General features: G+C 35.0%; 14 protein-coding genes and 1 tRNA gene. 13 read left to right on the plus strand and 2 right to left on the minus strand.

From position 1 onward, the window contains the following. Positions 1-15: 15 nt before the first annotated feature. From CDG59_RS05015 to CDG59_RS15450, 13 genes are all read left to right on the plus strand, one after another. Positions 16-92: transfer RNA gene (locus CDG59_RS05015), tRNA-Val, on the plus strand. 177 nt (positions 93-269) lie between these two features. Further along, positions 270-1475: a tyrosine-type recombinase/integrase gene (locus CDG59_RS05020; RefSeq protein ID WP_087543981.1), complete on the plus strand. Its 1206-nt coding sequence runs from the start codon at positions 270-272 to the stop codon at positions 1473-1475. A 10-nt stretch (positions 1476-1485) separates the two neighbouring features. Then, entirely contained in the window at positions 1486-1857 is a 372-nt protein-coding gene (locus CDG59_RS05025; protein ID WP_050040313.1) for a hypothetical protein, read from the plus strand. 120 nt (positions 1858-1977) lie between these two features. Then, positions 1978-4341 (plus strand): type I restriction-modification system subunit M, encoded by a 2364-nt coding sequence (locus CDG59_RS05030; RefSeq protein ID WP_087543983.1) that lies wholly within the window; start codon positions 1978-1980, stop codon positions 4339-4341. A 5-nt stretch (positions 4342-4346) separates the two neighbouring features. Next, complete coding sequence (locus tag CDG59_RS05035) at positions 4347-6185, plus strand: DUF262 domain-containing protein (protein ID WP_087543985.1); 1839 nt, start codon at positions 4347-4349, stop codon at positions 6183-6185. Between the two features lie 7 nt (positions 6186-6192). Further along, positions 6193-7476: a restriction endonuclease subunit S gene (locus tag CDG59_RS15445; RefSeq protein ID WP_087543987.1), complete on the plus strand. Its 1284-nt coding sequence runs from the start codon at positions 6193-6195 to the stop codon at positions 7474-7476. A gap of 71 nt (positions 7477-7547) precedes the next feature. After that, positions 7548-8891, plus strand: coding sequence for an AAA family ATPase (locus tag CDG59_RS05045; RefSeq protein WP_087543989.1), 1344 nt, complete (start codon positions 7548-7550; stop codon positions 8889-8891). Position 8892: 1 nt separating this feature from the next. Next, entirely contained in the window at positions 8893-9540 is a 648-nt protein-coding gene (locus CDG59_RS05050) for a hypothetical protein (protein WP_087543991.1), read from the plus strand. Further along, positions 9540-12554, plus strand: coding sequence for a type I restriction endonuclease subunit R (locus tag CDG59_RS05055; RefSeq protein ID WP_087543993.1), 3015 nt, complete (start codon positions 9540-9542; stop codon positions 12552-12554). The genes CDG59_RS05050 and CDG59_RS05055 overlap by 1 nt, the downstream gene beginning before the upstream one ends. 484 nt (positions 12555-13038) lie before the next feature. Continuing rightward, positions 13039-14037: a phage/plasmid replication protein, II/X family gene (locus tag CDG59_RS05060; protein ID WP_087543995.1), complete on the plus strand. Its 999-nt coding sequence runs from the start codon at positions 13039-13041 to the stop codon at positions 14035-14037. Further along, complete coding sequence (locus CDG59_RS05065) at positions 14025-14243, plus strand: AlpA family transcriptional regulator (protein WP_087543997.1); 219 nt, start codon at positions 14025-14027, stop codon at positions 14241-14243. Before CDG59_RS05060 ends, CDG59_RS05065 begins: the two co-directional genes overlap by 13 nt. Before the next feature lie 155 nt (positions 14244-14398). Beyond that, complete coding sequence (locus CDG59_RS05070; RefSeq protein WP_087543999.1) at positions 14399-15589, plus strand: Fic family protein; 1191 nt, start codon at positions 14399-14401, stop codon at positions 15587-15589. Positions 15590-16174: 585 nt separating this feature from the next. Beyond that, positions 16175-16408 carry a hypothetical protein gene (locus CDG59_RS15450; RefSeq protein ID WP_087544001.1) on the plus strand — a complete coding sequence of 78 codons (234 nt, stop codon included), beginning with the start codon at positions 16175-16177 and terminating at the stop codon, positions 16406-16408. Between the two features lie 52 nt (positions 16409-16460). On the opposite strand, the gene CDG59_RS05080 is transcribed toward CDG59_RS15450, so the two are convergent. Both CDG59_RS05080 and argG read right to left on the minus strand, forming a co-directional pair. Beyond that, a complete protein-coding gene (locus CDG59_RS05080) occupies positions 16461-17144 on the minus strand; it encodes a pirin family protein (protein ID WP_087544002.1) in 684 nt (227 codons plus the stop codon). 194 nt (positions 17145-17338) lie between these two features. Next, a complete protein-coding gene (argG, locus tag CDG59_RS05085; RefSeq protein ID WP_087544004.1) occupies positions 17339-18682 on the minus strand; it encodes an argininosuccinate synthase in 1344 nt (447 codons plus the stop codon). Positions 18683-18687: the final 5 nt, after the last annotated feature.

The following is an 18687-nucleotide window of genomic DNA, read 5'->3' on the forward strand; positions in this document are numbered from 1 at the left end:
TTATGCTCTCATTCTAGGTGTATAGCTCAGTTGGTTAGAGCGCTACGTTGACATCGTAGAGGTCTCCAGTTCGAGTCTGGATATACCTACCAATATATTAAATTTGTATGTCTGTGTATCACGATATATAAGTTAAAAAGCCCTAAATATCATGTATTTAGGGCTTTTTTATTGCTTTATATGCCGTTATATAAAGGTACATACCACTGTCCGCCGTGTATCATATGGTGTATCATTGATTAAAACTTAACTCATGATACAAGAACCAAATGAAACGAGATGCCATTAAAAAAAGACCTTTATCCGACACGACTTTGGCAAGTTTAGAACCCGAAGATAAAGATTACCGTGAACGTGATACAGGCGGATTGTATTTTGTCGTGCAAAAGACAGGCAAGAAGTCTTGGCAATTACGTTATAAAAATGAAAAAGGCACTTGGTCATGGAAAGGGATTGGTGGATACCCAAGTGTGAGTGGTGCAGCAGCAAGGCGTAAGGCAAATGAGTTATCTGAAAAATTAGCCAATGGGGACGTGTTAGAAACAAAGAAGCACATTAAACAACAGCAACAACAGATCGAGGGGCAAAAGTTTAGTATCTTAATGGAGGAATGGTTGGATACTAGAAAATCCGCATGGGGTGCAACAACTTTTGATAAAGCGCAAAAATCTATTAACCGTCATATTATCCCTAAATTTGGCGAGCGTGATTTTACGGAAATTACCCCTAAAGAATGGTTTGACTTCTTTCAAGGTTTGCAACGTGAATTAAACATCCATACCCAAGTTGAAAAATTAACATCTTATTGCTGTAATGCTTATGACTGGGCAAAATTCCAAGCAAAGATCAACTTTAACCCGATTGGTGGGATGACCAAGCATTTAGATAAAAATAAGAATAAGAAAAATATGAAAGCCGTTGGAGTTGATGAGTTACCCCAATTGATTATAGACATCCGTAATCATCATCAACGTAAATTAGCGATTGGCTTGGAACTAATGGCTTTATTATTCCCACGCCCCGTAGAATTACGTTATGCGACATGGAATCAGTTTGATTTTGATAAAGCTATTTGGTCGAAGCCTGCCGAAATTATGAAAAAAAGGATCGCCCATGTCGTACCTTTGCCTAGACAAGCCATTACATTATTAAAAGAGTTAGAACAATATCGAACGGAATCTGAGTTATTGTTTGCAGGTCGTAATAGCCTAAGTAAGCCTATATCAGACAATACCTTTAATATGGCATTAAACCGTATGGGGTATAAAGATCGACAAAACCCACATGGTTTTAGGCATATTGCAAGTACCGCATTAAATAATCAATTTAGTGATAAAGCGCAAGTGGTTGAAGCATCTTTAGCCCATATGAAAAAGGGATCAAAGGGTAGTTATGATAAAGCGACACACCTTGAAGAACGAGTTGGGATGATGCAATGGTGGGCAGACTATATAGACAATTTAGTAAAAGAATAAGGAAAGTGCTATGCAATTATTATCAGCTTATGAGAATCCAAAATCGACAGTTTTAGGCTTTAGATCATTACAAATACAAATGACGGATGATGATCAGCATCAAATCACAGCATTTGATCCCGATGTCATTATGGCTGAAACCGAGCATGAAAATAGTTTAGTTTTATCCATCGCCGTGCAACATTGGTTGGGCTATGGCTTGGTTTACCCTAAATTAGATCAATTGGACATAAGTCAATTACAGCAAAGATACCCCAAAATCATTTTGTTGGATGAAAATAGCCCTGAACGTGATGTCTTTACCCAATATGGGCAAGTTGTGTCTGAATGGGATGAATATCAAGCGGAAGTAAAAAAGTTGGTGTATCACACCAGTCTTTGAAGATACTTTTAACGACAGTAAATGTCGCAATATGAACATCTGAACACAATCTTTACTGCCATTTTGCCTAAAATGTTGTTTAATACAAGCACAAGAAATTTAGGTGTTTTTGGGTAAAAAATGGATCATTCAGTACATAATAAACTTGTGTCTTTTATTTGGTCAATTGCCGATGACTGTTTACGAGATGTTTATGTACGAGGTAAGTATCGTGACGTCATTTTACCTATGGTGGTATTACGCCGTTTAGATACCTTACTTGAACCGACTAAACAGCAAGTTTTAGATGAAGTCCGAGAACAAAAAGAAGAACAAGATTTTATTGAATTAGATGCTTTGTCTTTGCAACACGTATCAGGCTATGTATTTTACAATACATCTAAGTGGACATTAAAAAGCCTTTTTGATACCGCAACCAATAATCAGCAAATCTTGCTTGCCAATTTTGAAGATTATTTACGGGGTTTTAGTGATAACGTTAAAGAAATTATTCCCCGTTTTAATTTACAAAACCAAATCCGTCATATGGCAAACAAAGATGTATTGTTGGATGTATTGGAAAAATTTGTATCACCTAAAATCAATTTAAGCCCTTTTGATATGACCGACCCCGATGGTTACAAGTTGGCAGGATTGTCCAACTTGGGCATGGGATACGTTTTTGAAGAATTGATCCGCAAGTTTAATGAAGAAAATAACGAAGAAGCGGGTGAGCATTTTACCCCACGTGAAGTGATTGAGTTAATGACCCATTTGGTTTTTGATCCAATTAAAGATCAAATCCCCTATGCTTTATCGGTATATGATCCCGCTTGCGGTAGTGGTGGCATGTTGACCGAGTCGCAAAACTTTATCGAAGAACGCTATGGTGAAAATGTTGATCGTGACATCTTTTTATATGGTAAAGAAATTAACGACGAAACTTACGCTATTTGTAAGTCAGATATGATGATCAAGGGCAACAACCCTGAAAACATCCGTGTTGGGTCTACATTATCCACCGATGAGTTTGCATCGACCCGATTTGATTTTATGTTGTCTAATCCGCCGTATGGTAAAAGCTGGGCATCTGAGCAAAAGTACATTAAAAATGGTAATGATGTCATTGACCCACGTTTTAAAGTAATTTTAAAAGACTATTGGGGGAATGAAGCTGAGCTTGATGCAACACCACGGTCTAGTGATGGTCAGTTGTTATTTTTGATGGAAATGGTGAGCAAGTTAAAACCGACTAGCATTAGCCCAATTGGTAGCCGTATTGCATCGGTACATAACGGGTCTAGTCTGTTTACGGGGGATGCAGGTGGTGGTGAAAGTAATATCCGCCGTTACATTATTGAAAATGATTTATTAAATGCGATTGTCCAATTGCCGAACAATCTTTTTTATAACACAGGCATTACCACTTATATTTGGTTGTTGTCCAATAACAAACCTGAAAACCGTAAGGGCAAAGTACAGCTAATAGATGCAAGCTTACTTTATCGTAAATTACGTAAAAACTTGGGTAATAAGAACTGTGAGTTTGCACCTGAACATATTGCAGAGATTGTACAGTGCTATTTAGATGGTCATGAGCTAAACCGCCAAATTGATAGCAATCATGACCCAATTGGGCTTGCAGCTAAAGTATTTGATAATCAGGATTTTGGTTACTATAAAGTTAATATTGAACGTCCCGACCGCCGTAAAGCCCAATTTAGTTTAGATAAATTAGAGGGCTTAAAGTTTGATAAGTCGTTACTTGAGCCTATGCAATATATGCTTGAGAAATATGGGGATGATCTTTATACAGCCGAGTTTTTAAAGAAAGTTGAAAAAGATGTCATGGCTTGGTGTGATAGTCAGGACATCAGTTTAAATACCAAAGCTAAAACCAAGTTGTTTGATATTAAACATTGGCTATCTTTAAATGCTTTATTTGAATCAGCAAAAGCCTTAATGCAGCACATTGGTAATGTTGAATACAACGACTACAATGTGTTTAAAAAAGATGTCGATAAAGCAATTAATGATTTAGGTTTATCTTTATCCGCACCTGAAAAAAATAGCATTTTAAATGCCGTTAGTTGGTATGACGAAACGGCGGAAAAAGTCATTAAGAAAGTGATTAAATTAAATGCTGAAAAGCGTGATGATTTATTAAATTATTTAGGATGTCAGGAAAAAGACCTTGCCGACTTTGGTTACTATGCCACAGTGAAGTCAGGTGAGTATGTGACCTATGAAAGTAATGCCGATATACGTGATAGCGAATCTATCCCATTAAAACAACATATCCATACCTATTTTTTAGATGAAGTTAAGCCACACGTAGATGAGGCTTGGATTAATTTAGATAGCGTTAAAATTGGCTATGAGATCAGCTTTAATAAGTATTTTTACCAACACAAACCATTAAGATCATTAGATGATGTTGCCAAAGATATTTTGGCACTTGAAAAACAAGCTGATGGTTTGATTGCACAGATTTTAGGAATTTAAGGGAAATGGCAAAATATTCTGTACACCAGCAACCAGTAGAAACATTATTGGCTTGGATTAAATCTGGTGAAATAGCTATCCCTGAAATACAGCGTCCATTTGTTTGGAATAGTAGTAAAGTCCGTGACTTGATGGATAGCCTTTATAAAGGTTATCCCGTTGGCTATATCATTACTTGGAAAAATCAAGACATCCGTTTAAAAGATGGCACATTGTCCAATGGTAAAAAGATTTTAATTGACGGTCAGCAACGTATTACTGCTTTGACCGCAGCAGTTGTGGGACAATTGGTATTAAACAAAGACTATAAAGAAGTACAAATTAAAATTGCATATAACCCAACAGCAAAAGGGGACGAGTCTTTTTTTGAAGTGTGTAATACCGCAATTGAGCGTGATCCATTGTGGGTCAATGACATATCACCAATTTTGAATGGTCAAATGTCTATATCGCAAGCACGTAAAGCATATATGGCTTTAAATCAGGATGCGGATGAGGACTTTATTGAGAATAAGCTAGAAGAACTTAAAGCGATTAAAAACTGTCAAATTGGTATTATTGAACTTGATGCGAGTTTGGATATTGATACGGTTACTGAAATCTTTATCCGTATTAACCAAAAAGGTGTCGTGTTAAGCAATGCCGATTTTGTTATGTCTAAGATTGCATCTGACGAGCAATTTGGTGGTAATCGCCTACGTAAGATGATCGACTATTTTTGTCATTTAATGAACGATGGAAGTTTTGATAAAACAATTAAGCAAAATGATAAAGATTTTGTTGAATCGGATGACTATAAAACAATTAGTTGGATAGCTAGTGTTAAAGATGATCTATATCAGCCCAATTATTTAGATGTATTACGTGTCGCTTATACCTATCAATTTAATCGAGGTAAGTTTAGCGATTTGGTTGCTTTGTTATCGGGGCGTGATTTTGAAAACCGTACTAATGTACAAACTATTGCTGAAGAAAGTTATCAAAAACTGGGTATAGGATTAGTCGAGTTTTTTAATAAAACAAACTATCAGCGTTTTATTAATTTAATCCAATCGGCAGGGTTTATTAACCGTAAATTGATCAGTTCAAAAGGTAGCTTAAACTTTGCTTATGCCTTGTACCTAAGTTTACGTAGTAAAGGCATGGATGAAACTAAAATACAAAACTTAGTGAAGCGTTGGTTTGTATTGTCCATTTTGACAGGACGTTATTCAGGATCATCTGAATCTGCTATTGAACGTGATAGTAAGCAAATCCTTGATAAAGGGATTGAGGCTTATTTAAATCAAATTGAGCAAGCTGAATTGGATGATGGTTTTTGGAATTATCGTATCGTAAATGACTTGGATAGTTCAAGTACGGTAAATAATGCTTATTTATGCTATTTGGCATCGCAATGTAAAAATAACGAATCAGCATTTTTGTCTGAAAGTATGAGTGTACGTAATTTGTTAGAACAAAGTAGTAATGGTAATGTGCATCATATTTTTCCAAAAAATTATTTAATTAAAAAGGATTTTAAGAAAAGTGATTACAACCAAGTTGCCAATTATGCTTTTACAGAACAACAAATTAATATCAAATTGGGCAATTTAGCACCTAAAGAGTATATGGTTAAGGTGGTAGATGAAATTAAAGCTAAAGAAATAGCCATCAATGAGAATAAGTCTTATGAAAGTGAATATAGTTCAATTAAATCCCAAGATGTATTAATAGATAATAAGGCATTGAATTGTATCCCTGAAAGTTTAGATACATCTGATCATACCCATTACAACGAATTTTTATCGCAGCGCCGTCAATTGATGGCACAAAAGATTAAAGCGTTTTACTTGGGTCTTTAAGGGGATAATGATGTATCAAAAATACGATGCCTATAAAGACAGTGGCGTGCAATGGTTGGGTGATATACCGAATGATTGGAAAACTTATAAGATTAAAAATTTATGCGTATTAATATCAAATAAAACTACTGAAAAAACTAATGTAATATCACTTGAAAATATTGAAAGTTGGACAGGTAAACTTATAACAACTGAATCAAAATTTGAGGGTGATGCTGTAAAATTTAAAATAAATGATATATTATTCGGTAAGTTACGACCATATTTGGCTAAAGTATATTTAGCTAAATTTGATGGTGAAGCTTTTGGTGATATTTATGTGTTTAGACATAATACTAAGGTTTTCCCTGATTTTTTTAAATATTTTTTTCTTAGCAATACAATTATTAATATTATTGATAGTTCCACGTATGGAACAAAAATGCCTAGAGCAAATTGGGATTTTATTGGTGGTTTAAGAGTTACGATTCCTGTTATTCATCAACAAGAAAAAATAGCTTCATTTTTAGACCAAAAAACTACCCAAATTGACCAAGCGATTGCAACTAAAGAACAGCAAATTGCTTTGCTAAATGAACGCAAACAAATTGTGATCCAACAAGCGGTTACTAAAGGTTTAGACCCAAATGTCAAAATGAAAGACAGTGGTGTGGACTGGATTGGGGAAATACCTGAACATTGGCAGTTATCCAAGTTACGTTATTTAGGTGTGACACAAAATGGAATCAGTGCTGGTAGCGAATATTTTGGATCGGGCTATCCATTTGTGAGTTATGGTGATGTTTATAAAAATAGACAATTGCCATTGAGTGTTGATGGTTTAGCCAAATCATCTATAGCAGATCAAAAAAATTATTCAGTTTTAGAAGGTGATGTTTTTTTTACACGAACATCTGAAACCGTTGATGAAATCGGATTTGCATCTATTTGTTATCAAACAATTGAAAAAGCTACTTTTGCAGGATTTTTAATAAGATTTAGACCTACAAATGCGAATTATATTACCAAAGAGTTTTCAAAATATTATTTTAATGCACAAATGATGAGGACATATTTTGTTAAAGAAATGAATCTTGTTATTAGGGCATCCCTTAGTCAAGAATTATTAAAAAACTTAATAGTATTACTTCCATCAATTGATGAACAAAAGGCTATAGCAAGTTATTTAGATCGACAAATGGATGCCATTAATGAACTAATTGGACTTCAAATGTTTGCGATCCAAAAGCTAAAAGAATATAAAACAACCCTAATCAATGATGCTGTAACAGGAAAAATCAAAGTTGCTTAGGGCTAAATCAGCCAAGTTTAAAATTGATATGGTATGTTGTTGTAAGCGTGTGAAATTAAAAGGACATAGGTATGCAAATACAAAGCTTTAGTCTAAAAAATATTGGGCAATTCCAAGACCTAAGCGTGTCTTTAGCACCTACACAAGACTACCCATCAAACATCACGGTTTTTATTGGTAATAACGGTAGTGGTAAGACATCGCTATTAAAGTCGGTCGCAACGGCATTGACTTGGTTTGTAGCCCGTTTAAAACATGACAAGTCTAATGGTACACCGATCCCTGAAAGCGTGATTTTAAATACGGCGAATGCAGCAGCAGTCGAAATCATTGTTAATGATCAAAACCTACAACAACAAATCCAAGCTTATACATGGCGTATTACTAAAAACCGCACGGCGAGAAAAGCTGAATTTACGACACATTTAACGGAACTAAATCAACTAACCAGTTATTATAAACAATGGCTAGGTGAGGATGATCAAAGTAGCTTACCTTTAATTGCATTTTATCCCGTTGAACGTAGCGTGATCGACATCCCCTTAAAAATACGGGAAAAGCATCAATTTTTACAAATAGATGGTTATGACAATGCTTTAAATAACGCCGTGGATTTTAGACGCTTTTTTGAGTGGTTTAGAGATCGGGAAGATGTTGAGAATGAATTTATAAAAGACCTTATTTTACGAATTAAACAAGATGCAAATGATGAAGAACTTTTTAAAAAAGTAGATCAATATAATTCGGGTAAGTTTAAAGATGTACAGCTTGAGGCGGTTAGACAAGCCATCTATGCTTTTATGCCTAGCTTTAAAAACTTACAAGTTAGCCGTAAACCACGTTTGGCAATGATTATTGATAAAAATGACAAAACTTTAAATGTTAATCAATTATCCCAAGGTGAAAAATCCTTGATGGCATTGGTGGGGGATATTGCCCGACGTTTAGCCATGATGAATCCTAAGTTAGATAACCCATTACTAGGTAAAGGCATCATTTTGATTGACGAAATTGATATGCACTTGCACCCACAATGGCAACGATCAATCATACAACGACTTCAAACCACTTTCCCTAATTGTCAGTTTATCTTAACCACTCATTCGCCATTGGTCATATCTGACACCCAAAACATTTTGGTCTATGACTTAGATGGACAGGAAGTTAATGCTTTACCATCATTGTATGGGCAAGATGCTAATACGGTATTATTGCAATACATGGATACAAGTTATCGTAATCCTAAAGTTGCTGAGCAAATCAGCCAAGCAATGGATGCAATCCAAAATAATGATTTTGAACTTGCAAACCAATTAATCCAAACCCTTAAATTTGAACTTGGCGAAAGTCAGTTAGACGTTATGCGTCTTGTTGCTATGTTGAAAAAAAGAACCCTAGCAAAGCAAAGGAAATAAGTTGCAACAGATCATTAAAGGGACAGAACCGACTGAATTAACTGAATACAAACGTAAAAACCCAACGCATAGATATGATGACTTAGGGCATGATCCTGAACAGATACGACTTGCGATTAGACAAGCATGTTTAGGTGAACAGTTATATTTATGTGCGTATTGCTGTCGGCAGATTGGGTCAAAAGACCACGATTGTATGAATGAGCATATTTTGCCACGACAACGTTACCCACAATATAGTTTTGATTTTAATAATATTGTGGCAAGTTGTACGACTAAGGGGTGTTGTGATGATGCCAAAGAAAATCAAGAAATCAGCATTAGTCCCTTGTCCCCACGTTGCGAAACTGAGTTTAAATTTAATATCAGCGGTACGATTACAGGATTAACCAATGATGCAAAACAAACCATTGATGTACTAAAACTAGGTGATAGCTTGCAACAAAACCAAAAGCTAGTTGATATACGTAAACAAGCCATTGCCAATTTTTTGTTTAGTCAAAGTACCACGATAGATGACTTGGTCGAGGATGATGAGTTATTAACATTATTGGTTGAAGACTTACAACAAATAACAGAGGGTAAGTTACAGCCCTTTGCCCCAATCATAACCAAAGCACTTAAAAACTGGATCAATGGAAATAAATAATGATTAGTAAAGTCAATGAATTAGAACTTGAAAAAAGCATTGAACGGGTATTGGTGGGGATTTGTAAAGAAGATGCTTTAGCAGGGGAAGTCAAAGAACATAACGGTTTGGGCTATGTTATGGGACAGCCTAATGACTTTAATAAGCAATATGCCGTTGATGAAAAGTTTTTATTTCAGTTTTTAGAACTAACCCAAAAAGACAGTCTTGATGCCTTTAGACAATATAACCCAAATGATTGGAAGGTTAAGTTACTAGACCGTTTTGATAAATTGATCAAACGACATGGCATCGCTTATATGCTTAAAAAGGGTATGAAAATGGATGATTTACACTTCCATTTTATGTATCCATGTCCATTGGCAAGTAGCAGTCTATCCGTCCATCAAAATTTTAATGCCAATATTTTTAGTGTCACACGACAACTACGATATTCGGTTAAAAACGCAGGCGAAGAAATAGACGTTGTTTTATTTTTAAATGGTTTGCCATTGGTCACAATGGAACTTAAAAATGCTTGGACAGGACAAAATGCCCGCTATCATGCACAAAAGCAATATCGTGAAGATCGTGATCCAAATCAACCATTATTAAGCTTTGCCCGTTGTCTAGTCCACTTTGCTGTAGATACAGATGAAGTCTATATGACAACTAAATTAGATGGTAAAAAGACCCTATTTTTGCCATTTAACAAAGGGAATAAAGAGGGACAAGGCAATCCTGTTAACCCATATGGCTATAAAACGGCATATTTGTGGGAAGAAATATTTGTCAAAGAAAGCTTAGTGAATATTGTGCAACATTTTGTCCGATTGGATAAAAGCGATGATGCCAAGTTAAATACACGAACATTGTTTTTCCCACGCTACCATCAATTAGATGTCGTGCGTAAGTTAGTTAGCGATGTATCTGCAAAAGGGGTAGGACAAACTTATTTGATCCAACATTCCGCAGGGTCGGGTAAATCCAACTCAATTACATGGGCTGCATTCCAATTGATTGAAAGCTATCCTGACAATGCTTTGGTTGCAGGTAAACGTGCTTTGGATAAGCCGATCTTTGATACAGTTATTGTTGTCACAGATCGCAAAATATTAGATAAGCAAATCCGAGATAATATTAAAGATTTTTCCGAAGTCAAAAATATTGTTGCACATGCAAATAAAAGTGCTGACTTACGTTTGGCTTTGGAAGCTGGTAAGAAAATTATTATTACCACCATCCAAAAGTTTAAGTTTATTTTAGATGGTATTAGTGATCTAAGTGAGCGTAACTTTGCCATTATTATTGATGAGGCACACAGCTCACAGTCTGGTGATGCACATAACAACATGAATCAGGCAATGGGTAAACAGGTTGATGGTGAGGATGAAGATGTCCAAGACTTGATGATCCGTTTAATGGATGCCCGTAAACAACGTAATAATGTGTCGTATTTTGCTTTTACGGCTACACCCAAAAATAGCACTTTAGAAAAGTTTGGGATCAAAGACAATGAAACAGGTAAATATAAACCTTTCCATTTGTATGCGATGAAGCAAGCAATTGAGGAGGGCTTTATTTTAGATGTCTTGGCTAACTACACAACATTTAAAAGTTTTTATGAGATAAGAAAGTCGATTGAAGATAACCCAAAATTTGAATCTAAAAAGGCACAAAAGGCTTTAAAAGCATATGTAGAAGCCCAACAGCAAACCATTTATGCCAAAGCGGATATTATGCTTGAGCATTTTATTGACAATGTCGTAAATAAAAAGAAATTACAGGGTGTTGCTAAAGCAATGGTTGTCACCCAAAGTATTGAGGCTGCAATCCGATATTACTTATCTTTAAAGAAGCTATTAGCATTAAAGGGTAATCCTTTTAAAGTTTTAATTGCATTTTCGGGTGAAAAAGAAGTCGATGGAGTTAGCTATACAGAAGATGGTCTAAATGGGTTTGCTGAAAATAAAACAAAAGAACAGTTTGATTTAAATGAAAATCGTATCTTGGTGGTTGCTAATAAATACTTAACGGGATTTGATCAACCTAAGTTAACAACGATGTATGTCGATAAAAAGTTATCAGGTGTTTTATGTGTACAAGCGTTATCACGTCTAAATCGTGCTGCACCAAAGTACAACAAACGCACCGAAGATTTATTTATCTTAGACTTTTTTAATGACATTAAAGATATTAAAACGGCTTTTGATGATTTTTATACGTCAACAACCTTGTCTAAGGCAACGGATGTTAATGTTTTACATGATATTAAAACAGCATTAGATGATACGGGCGTATATGAAAGACATGAAGTCATCCAATTAAATGATCTATTTTTTAAAGATGCTACAGCCGAAAAAATTAGCCCTGTTATTGATACCGTTGCAGAACGGTTTAATACCACACTTGAGCTTGCCCATGAACAAAAAGTTGACTTTAAGGTAAAGGCTAAACAGTTTGTTAAAATCTATGCCCAAATGTCTTCAATCTTAAGTATTAATCAAATTGAATGGGAACAGCTTTATTGGTTTTTAAAGTTTTTGATCCCTAAATTAGATGTGCAAGACCAACAAACAACGGGCATTGATGAATTGTTGGAACAAGTAGATTTAACAACATATGCATTGAAGCGTGAGCATTTAAATACATCAATTGTCTTGGATGCAGGGGAAACTATGGTTGACCCACAAAATCCAAACCCACGAAGCCCATCGAGTGGTAGTGAAGAAGACACTTTAGACCAGATATTAAGTAAATTTAACGAAAAGTGGTTTCAAGGTTGGAGTGCAACACCTGAAGATCAAAAAGTAATGGTGATTTATTTGGTTAAGAGCATCCAAAGTCACCCACATTTTGAAAACAAATATAAAAACAATCCTGATCCATATACAAGATCATTGGCATTTGAAAAAATCTTAAATGAAATTATGGTGACGCAGCGCCGTAATATTATGGAGTTGTATAAGCTTTACCAAAAAGATGATGCATTTAAAGGTACATTTAGCCAAACTTTAGAGAACTTAGTGCAATAGCGTGTAAACCATCTTTGAAAATAAAAAGCCATTACAGCATGATGTTGTCGTGGCCTTTATGTTTTTTGAGATAAGGCGATAATTATGTAATTACACATTTTATCAATTTGTGCAACGTTAATTTTACATTAAATTGTAAAATCGTATGAGGGGACTTGTTTTAAAAGACATTAATTAAAATGAGTCCTACTATTTTTGTAATTAAATGGGATGAAAATTGAGTTAAAATTAGCCAACTTGATTTTGATGAAAAAATGGAGTAAAATAATCACCTGTTGTTAGTATTAATAGTACATTTGTTGCATTTTGACATAATATAATTATAACATTTTTTAATTTTTAGTATACTAGCCTTTTATATCTAATCCTTTAAATGTTTTTTTGACTTATTTAAAATAGTCATGTGTATTTTTTTGATATTAATTAAGATTATTTTGTTTTAAGTGTATAAAAAATAAAAAAATATTATAAAAGGAGTAGTAAGATGTATAAAAATAAAATTAATATAGATTGGCTAGATATAGTTGTTGATGTAAATCATGATCCAACTAAGTTGTCTAAAGGTTTAACAATTTATTTAGATGAGAGCCATGATCAAACTAAATTGTCTAAAGGGTTAATAATTTATTTAGATGATAATAATGATTTTGGTAAAGTACAAAAATCTTATAGTCCAAAGTATATAGAGTCTAAAAATAAACATATTTTAAAAGTAAAATCTAAAAATGGTAAATTAAATATTAGTGGTAATTTTTATAAATGGTTGCATGGTCAAAATATTACAGGATGCAATAGTGTTATTGATTTGGGTTTAGATGTGGTTACAAAGTTTATTGAGATGGGTTTAGTTGAGCCTACAGATGATCAATTAGACATGATTAAAAAAGGTCAATATCGTATATATCAAATCCATGTTAAACAAGATATTACTTTTGATAATAAACAATTGGCTTTAAATTACTTGGATCAATTAAAAACAGGTGGTTATTACCCACATAAACCTAAAACTATATATCAAAATGGAGTTTATTTTGGTCAATCATCTAAACGATGGGTACTAGGTTATTATCATAAAGGTAAAGAGATAGATCAGCAAAGGACTAAAAAAGACATCGTGAATCCTGAATTAAAAGCACTTGCTGATGTTACAATTAGAGCTGAGATTAAAACCTATTATAGACAGCTAAAAGATTGGGATTTGATGTTTGCTTGGCAATGGAATGATATAGATCATTTAGATATGTTTTTTAAAAGATATTTAAACAAGCTAAAACTACCAAATTTTAACAATGTGATTAAATTATCTAAGATAACAAATAGTGCAGATAAAAAATTTTATAATTGTTTGCTTAGTGGGGATATTGATCTTTTATATGGACGGTCAACCATCCACCGTAAAAGAGTAAAATTTATGCAAGATTATAATATCAATATAGACAACATTAATAATAAAAAACCAAAGGGGGATGTATGCAAAAACTAAGACTAACAAAAAATGAAGTGTGCCATATTTTATCAATCAAAGCGGATAAATTGACCAAGCTGATACAAACAGATGTATCCTTCCCACGACCTATCAAAGAGGGTGTGACTAGACAAGCAGCCGTTTACTTTGATCGTCAGGATGTAGAGAATTGGTGGAGTAATAAAAAAGCAGCTAATGATCCTAACGCCGTGTTAAGTGCTTAATAGGTTGGATAAATTTAGATACTACATATTTAGCTAAGTAAACAATGACAAAAACAATGACATATCTTTTGACATAATTACAATTAAAAATTGACTAAGATAATGATTTATAATAATAATGTTTTGACATTTTATTTGACAAAATTTTTGACAAAATGCCTGATCAAAGTAAAGCTTGGCTAGATGACACCACTTTAAGGGTAATGACCTATAAGTCAGGCTCTTTTACCTTTCAACTTGGGTTTGACCTACAACAGGTTAAACCTATGCTTGACCGTGTAAACGATGCACAAAATAGATTTAATAAGATGCCAAGCTTGCCCCAAATTATCGACCAAGTACAAGAAAAGGTCTTGGCAAGTAGTATTTATAGTACAAATACCATTGAGGGCGGTCAATTTACTGAGCAAGAGACTGAGGAAATTTTAAGACTAGACCCTAAGAGCATACAAAAGACGGAGGAACGCCGTTTAACCAATCTTAAAGAGGCGATTGATTGGATTAAGCAATTTAGCCAAAAAAGATTGCAACCAGTAGATGGGCAAAGCATATCTTTAGCATCCGTCATTAAGTTGCATAGCTTGGTATCGCAAAACTTAGAAGAACAACACAATCCAGCAGGGCAGTTTAGGAACAATCAACCTAGTCAAAAAACGGTGGTGGGTAATAGCGCACATGGTGGGACATATCGTCCACCTAAATGTATTGAGGATATTGAATATCTTATACAAGCATGGGTGGAGTGGTTAAATAGTCCAAATGTGATCAATCAACCTGCTATTGTCCGTGCATGTTTGGCGCATTATTACTTTGAGTTGATCCATCCATTTTGGGATGGCAATGGGCGGACAGGGCGTTTAATTGAGATGCTATTGCTTGAACAGTCGGGCTATAGATTTACATCGTCAGCGATATGGGCATACTACCAAATCAACATCCATGAGTATTTTGCATTGTTTAATGCTTGTCGCAAGGCTGCTGATAAAAAAGAACCTTTACCTAACCAAGATTTTATTGAGTTTGTATTAAAAGGGATGTTTGAAACTATCAATAACTTGCATGATCAAAGTAATAATTTGATCAGCTTTTTACTGTATCAAACCGCTTTGAATGATGCTAAATTTAGTAAGCGTATATCAGATAGACAGTTTAATTTGATCCAAACGATTATGCTTGTGGCAGGACAAACCAAGAAGTTTTTAACCCAAGCTGAACTGTATCGGATACCACAAATCCAAGTTTTGTATACGGGTAAAACAGAACGTACTTTTTATCGTGATATTGCGAGATTGGTTGAGCTTAACTTTTTAGATGATCAAGATGGTTTGATTGTTGTAGGCGACTAAATTTAGATAATAATGAGCCTGTTAAAATGTGAGTAATAAACTAATTAACATGCTTTATTTTGTATCATAGTGTGTATCATAAGAAGATGTTTTATATTTAAATTATTTTAAATCAATGACTTAACTATTTGTTTGGTATTGGATATACCTACCAAGATATCAATAAAAAAGCTCTAAATTTCTATAATTTAGGGCTTTTTTATTGATATCACATTTGTTTTTTTAAATACTCGCTTAAAAGAATGACTAGGTTGAATTGCAATTTAGAATGAGTTTCTTATACTCATTATGCTTGAGTAATTTTTATCAGTTACTAGAATCTTGACTCACCCTATTATTGGTGCTAATTTAATCAATAAGGAGGTCATATACTATTTGGGATTTAAGAGAAATCTTGCCTAGATGAACAAAGATATGATTACCTGAATACACAGCTAACAACGAACGAAACGATTCTGATTGTTTTTAAAAATGTTCAAGGTTGTAGAAAAGCCCGTTAATCGGGCTTTTTTAATGCCCATCATTTTTAAAGCAAATTTACGCTATAGTTTGTCATAAGGATTAGGATAGCGATAGGGAATTGTGATGCTGATATTTATGATTATAGTGATTGTTATTGTTTTGATTTTATTGTTCTTTTTTGCCAAGAAAACTGATCCTACACAAGATAATTTTGATTATAGCCAGCCATATTCATCAACAACCTCCTCATGTGATTCTTCTCAAAATAATGATTTCAGACGTTCTGATGAATGTAGCTCAAATGATGATTCGAGCTCAGACTCAAGTAGTTGTGATAGTAGCAGTAATAATGATTAGAAAAAGCTTGTACCCCATGAGGGGCAAGGGGTACAAGATAAACTGAGTTTAATTAAGGTAGATCAAACCAAATCATTTGGCTGTCTTGTAATGCAGTAATGGTTGCAGTTTCATCGAATACTAAAGCATCACCTGCTTTAACCAAATGATCGGCGATCATTACTTCACCTGAAATCACATGCACGTAGTTCACTTTTTTTCGTGCTGTAATTTCTAAATGTTGATCTTTTTCAATGACAGCAGTTTTCACTTCCGCATTTTGACGAATCGACATTGGCGCAGATGTATCACCAGCAATCAAGTGCCATTGGTTTGGATGGTCTTTTGGATTCAGCTGAATTTGCTGATAGGTTGGTTCGGCATCTTGCACATTCGGTTGAATCCAAATCTGTAATAGATGCACCGCTTTATCATGCTTGTTCATTTCACTGTGGGTGACCCCAGTTCCAGCACTCATCAATTGCCATTCACCCGCATTGATCTGACCTTCATTGCCCATACTGTCTTTATGGGAAATAGTGCCATCAAGTACACAGGTTAAGATTTCCATGTTGTCATGGGGATGAGTACCGAAACCATTATGTGCAGCAACTGTATCATCATTGATCACGCGAAGGGCACTGACACCCATATATTTCGGGTTATACCAGCTACCAAATGAAAAGCTATGATAGGTGTCTAACCAGCCTGCTTTGACATGACCACGATTTTCACTACGATGTAGATAAGCATTCATCTTTCATCTCCCAATTATTATGTTTTGCTTAATGCTTATATTATTGATTCATAATGACGATAAATAGTCTTTAATTGCGACATATTGTTCTATAAATGAAATGATTGAGTATTTAACTTTTTATTTCAAATAATAAAAAAAGGCTGAATCAAATATTCAGCCTTTTTAAGTGGGCAAATTAATTTACCCATCTTTTATTTTGATTTATTTTCTAGCTGTGGAATTGCAGAACCTTGGCCAACAGCAAGTAAACCTGTTTCAGTATAGATACCGAGTTTTGCACGGGTATCAGTAATGTCGAGGTTACGCATGGTTAACTGACCGATACGATCCATTGGAGTAAACATCGAATCACCTTTCTCCATGGTCAAACGCTCAGCTTCATAGGTGAGGTTAGGAGATTCAGTGTTCATGATGGTGTAGTCATTACCACGACGTAATTCTAAAGTCACCGTACCTGTAATCGCTTTAGCAACCCAACGTTGTGAAGTTTCACGTAGCATTAATGCTTGTGAATCGAACCAACGACCTTGGTAAAGTAGGCGACCTAAACGTAAACCGTTAATACGGTATTGTTCAATCGTATCTTCGTTATGAATACCAGTCACTAAGCGCTCGTAAGCGATATGTAATAAAGCCATACCTGGTGCTTCATAGATACCACGAGATTTCGCTTCGATGATACGGTTTTCAATTTGGTCAGACATACCAAGACCATGACGACCACCGATACGGTTAGCTTCTAAGATCAGCTCAACAGGATCTTCGATACGTTGACCATTTAATGCAACAGGGAAACCTTCTTCAAAAGTAATGCTCACTTCTTCTGCATCAATTTTTACATCTTCTTTCCAGAATGCAACGCCCATGATTGGGTCAACGATTTTAATACCAGCATTGAGATATTCTAAATCCTTAGCTTCGTGCGTCGCACCCAACATATTTGAGTCAGTTGAGTAGGCTTTTTCCTTTGACATTTTATAGTCAAAGCCGTTGTCGATTAAGAATTGCGACATTTCGGCACGACCGCCTAACTCATCAATAAAGGTTTGGTCTAACCAAGGCTTATAGATTTTAAGGGCAGGGTTGGTCAATAAACCATAACGATAGAAACGTTCAATATCGTTGCCTTTATAAGTTGAACCATCGCCCCAAATGTTGACGTCGTCTTCTTTCATCGCCGTCACAAGCATCGTACCTGTCACTGCACGACCCAAAGGTGTGGTATTGAAATAAGGGACGCCACCAGTACTAATGTGGAATGCGCCACATTGAATTGCTGCAATACCTTCAAGCGCAAGTTGTAAACGACAATCGATTAATCGAGCTTTGACTGCGCCGTATTGTTCAGCTTTCTTTGGAATTGCATCATAGTCATCTTCATCAGGTTGACCCAAGTTTGCAGTATAAGCATAAGGCTCTGCGCCTTTTTGCTTCATCCACAATAAAGCTGCTGAAGTATCGAGACCACCAGAAAAGGCAATCCCAACTTTTTTGCCTACAGGTACGTGCTGCAAGATAGTTGCATTATCAGTCATTGCTT

The sequence above is a fragment of the Acinetobacter sp. WCHA29 genome (assembly GCF_002165335.1).
GTDB lineage: Bacteria > Pseudomonadota > Gammaproteobacteria > Pseudomonadales > Moraxellaceae > Acinetobacter.

Excerpts from the sequence above, each read along its gene's own strand:
- CDG59_RS05060 (WP_087543995.1), top strand. The coding sequence starts at position 13,039 with ATGTATAAAAATAAAATTAATATAGATTGGCTAGATATAGTTGTTGAT.
- CDG59_RS15445 (WP_087543987.1), top strand. The coding sequence starts at position 6,193 with ATGATGTATCAAAAATACGATGCCTATAAAGACAGTGGCGTGCAATGG.
- CDG59_RS05025 (WP_050040313.1), top strand. The coding sequence starts at position 1,486 with ATGCAATTATTATCAGCTTATGAGAATCCAAAATCGACAGTTTTAGGC.
- CDG59_RS05070 (WP_087543999.1), top strand. The coding sequence starts at position 14,399 with ATGCCTGATCAAAGTAAAGCTTGGCTAGATGACACCACTTTAAGGGTA.
- CDG59_RS05080 (WP_087544002.1), bottom strand. The coding sequence starts at position 17,144 with ATGAATGCTTATCTACATCGTAGTGAAAATCGTGGTCATGTCAAAGCA.
- CDG59_RS05045 (WP_087543989.1), top strand. The coding sequence starts at position 7,548 with ATGCAAATACAAAGCTTTAGTCTAAAAAATATTGGGCAATTCCAAGAC.
- CDG59_RS05035 (WP_087543985.1), top strand. The coding sequence starts at position 4,347 with ATGGCAAAATATTCTGTACACCAGCAACCAGTAGAAACATTATTGGCT.
- argG (WP_087544004.1), bottom strand. The coding sequence starts at position 18,682 with ATGACTGATAATGCAACTATCTTGCAGCACGTACCTGTAGGCAAAAAA.
- CDG59_RS05020 (WP_087543981.1), top strand. The coding sequence starts at position 270 with ATGAAACGAGATGCCATTAAAAAAAGACCTTTATCCGACACGACTTTG.
- CDG59_RS05065 (WP_087543997.1), top strand. The coding sequence starts at position 14,025 with ATGCAAAAACTAAGACTAACAAAAAATGAAGTGTGCCATATTTTATCA.
- CDG59_RS15450 (WP_087544001.1), top strand. The coding sequence starts at position 16,175 with ATGCTGATATTTATGATTATAGTGATTGTTATTGTTTTGATTTTATTG.
- CDG59_RS05030 (WP_087543983.1), top strand. The coding sequence starts at position 1,978 with ATGGATCATTCAGTACATAATAAACTTGTGTCTTTTATTTGGTCAATT.
- CDG59_RS05055 (WP_087543993.1), top strand. The coding sequence starts at position 9,540 with ATGATTAGTAAAGTCAATGAATTAGAACTTGAAAAAAGCATTGAACGG.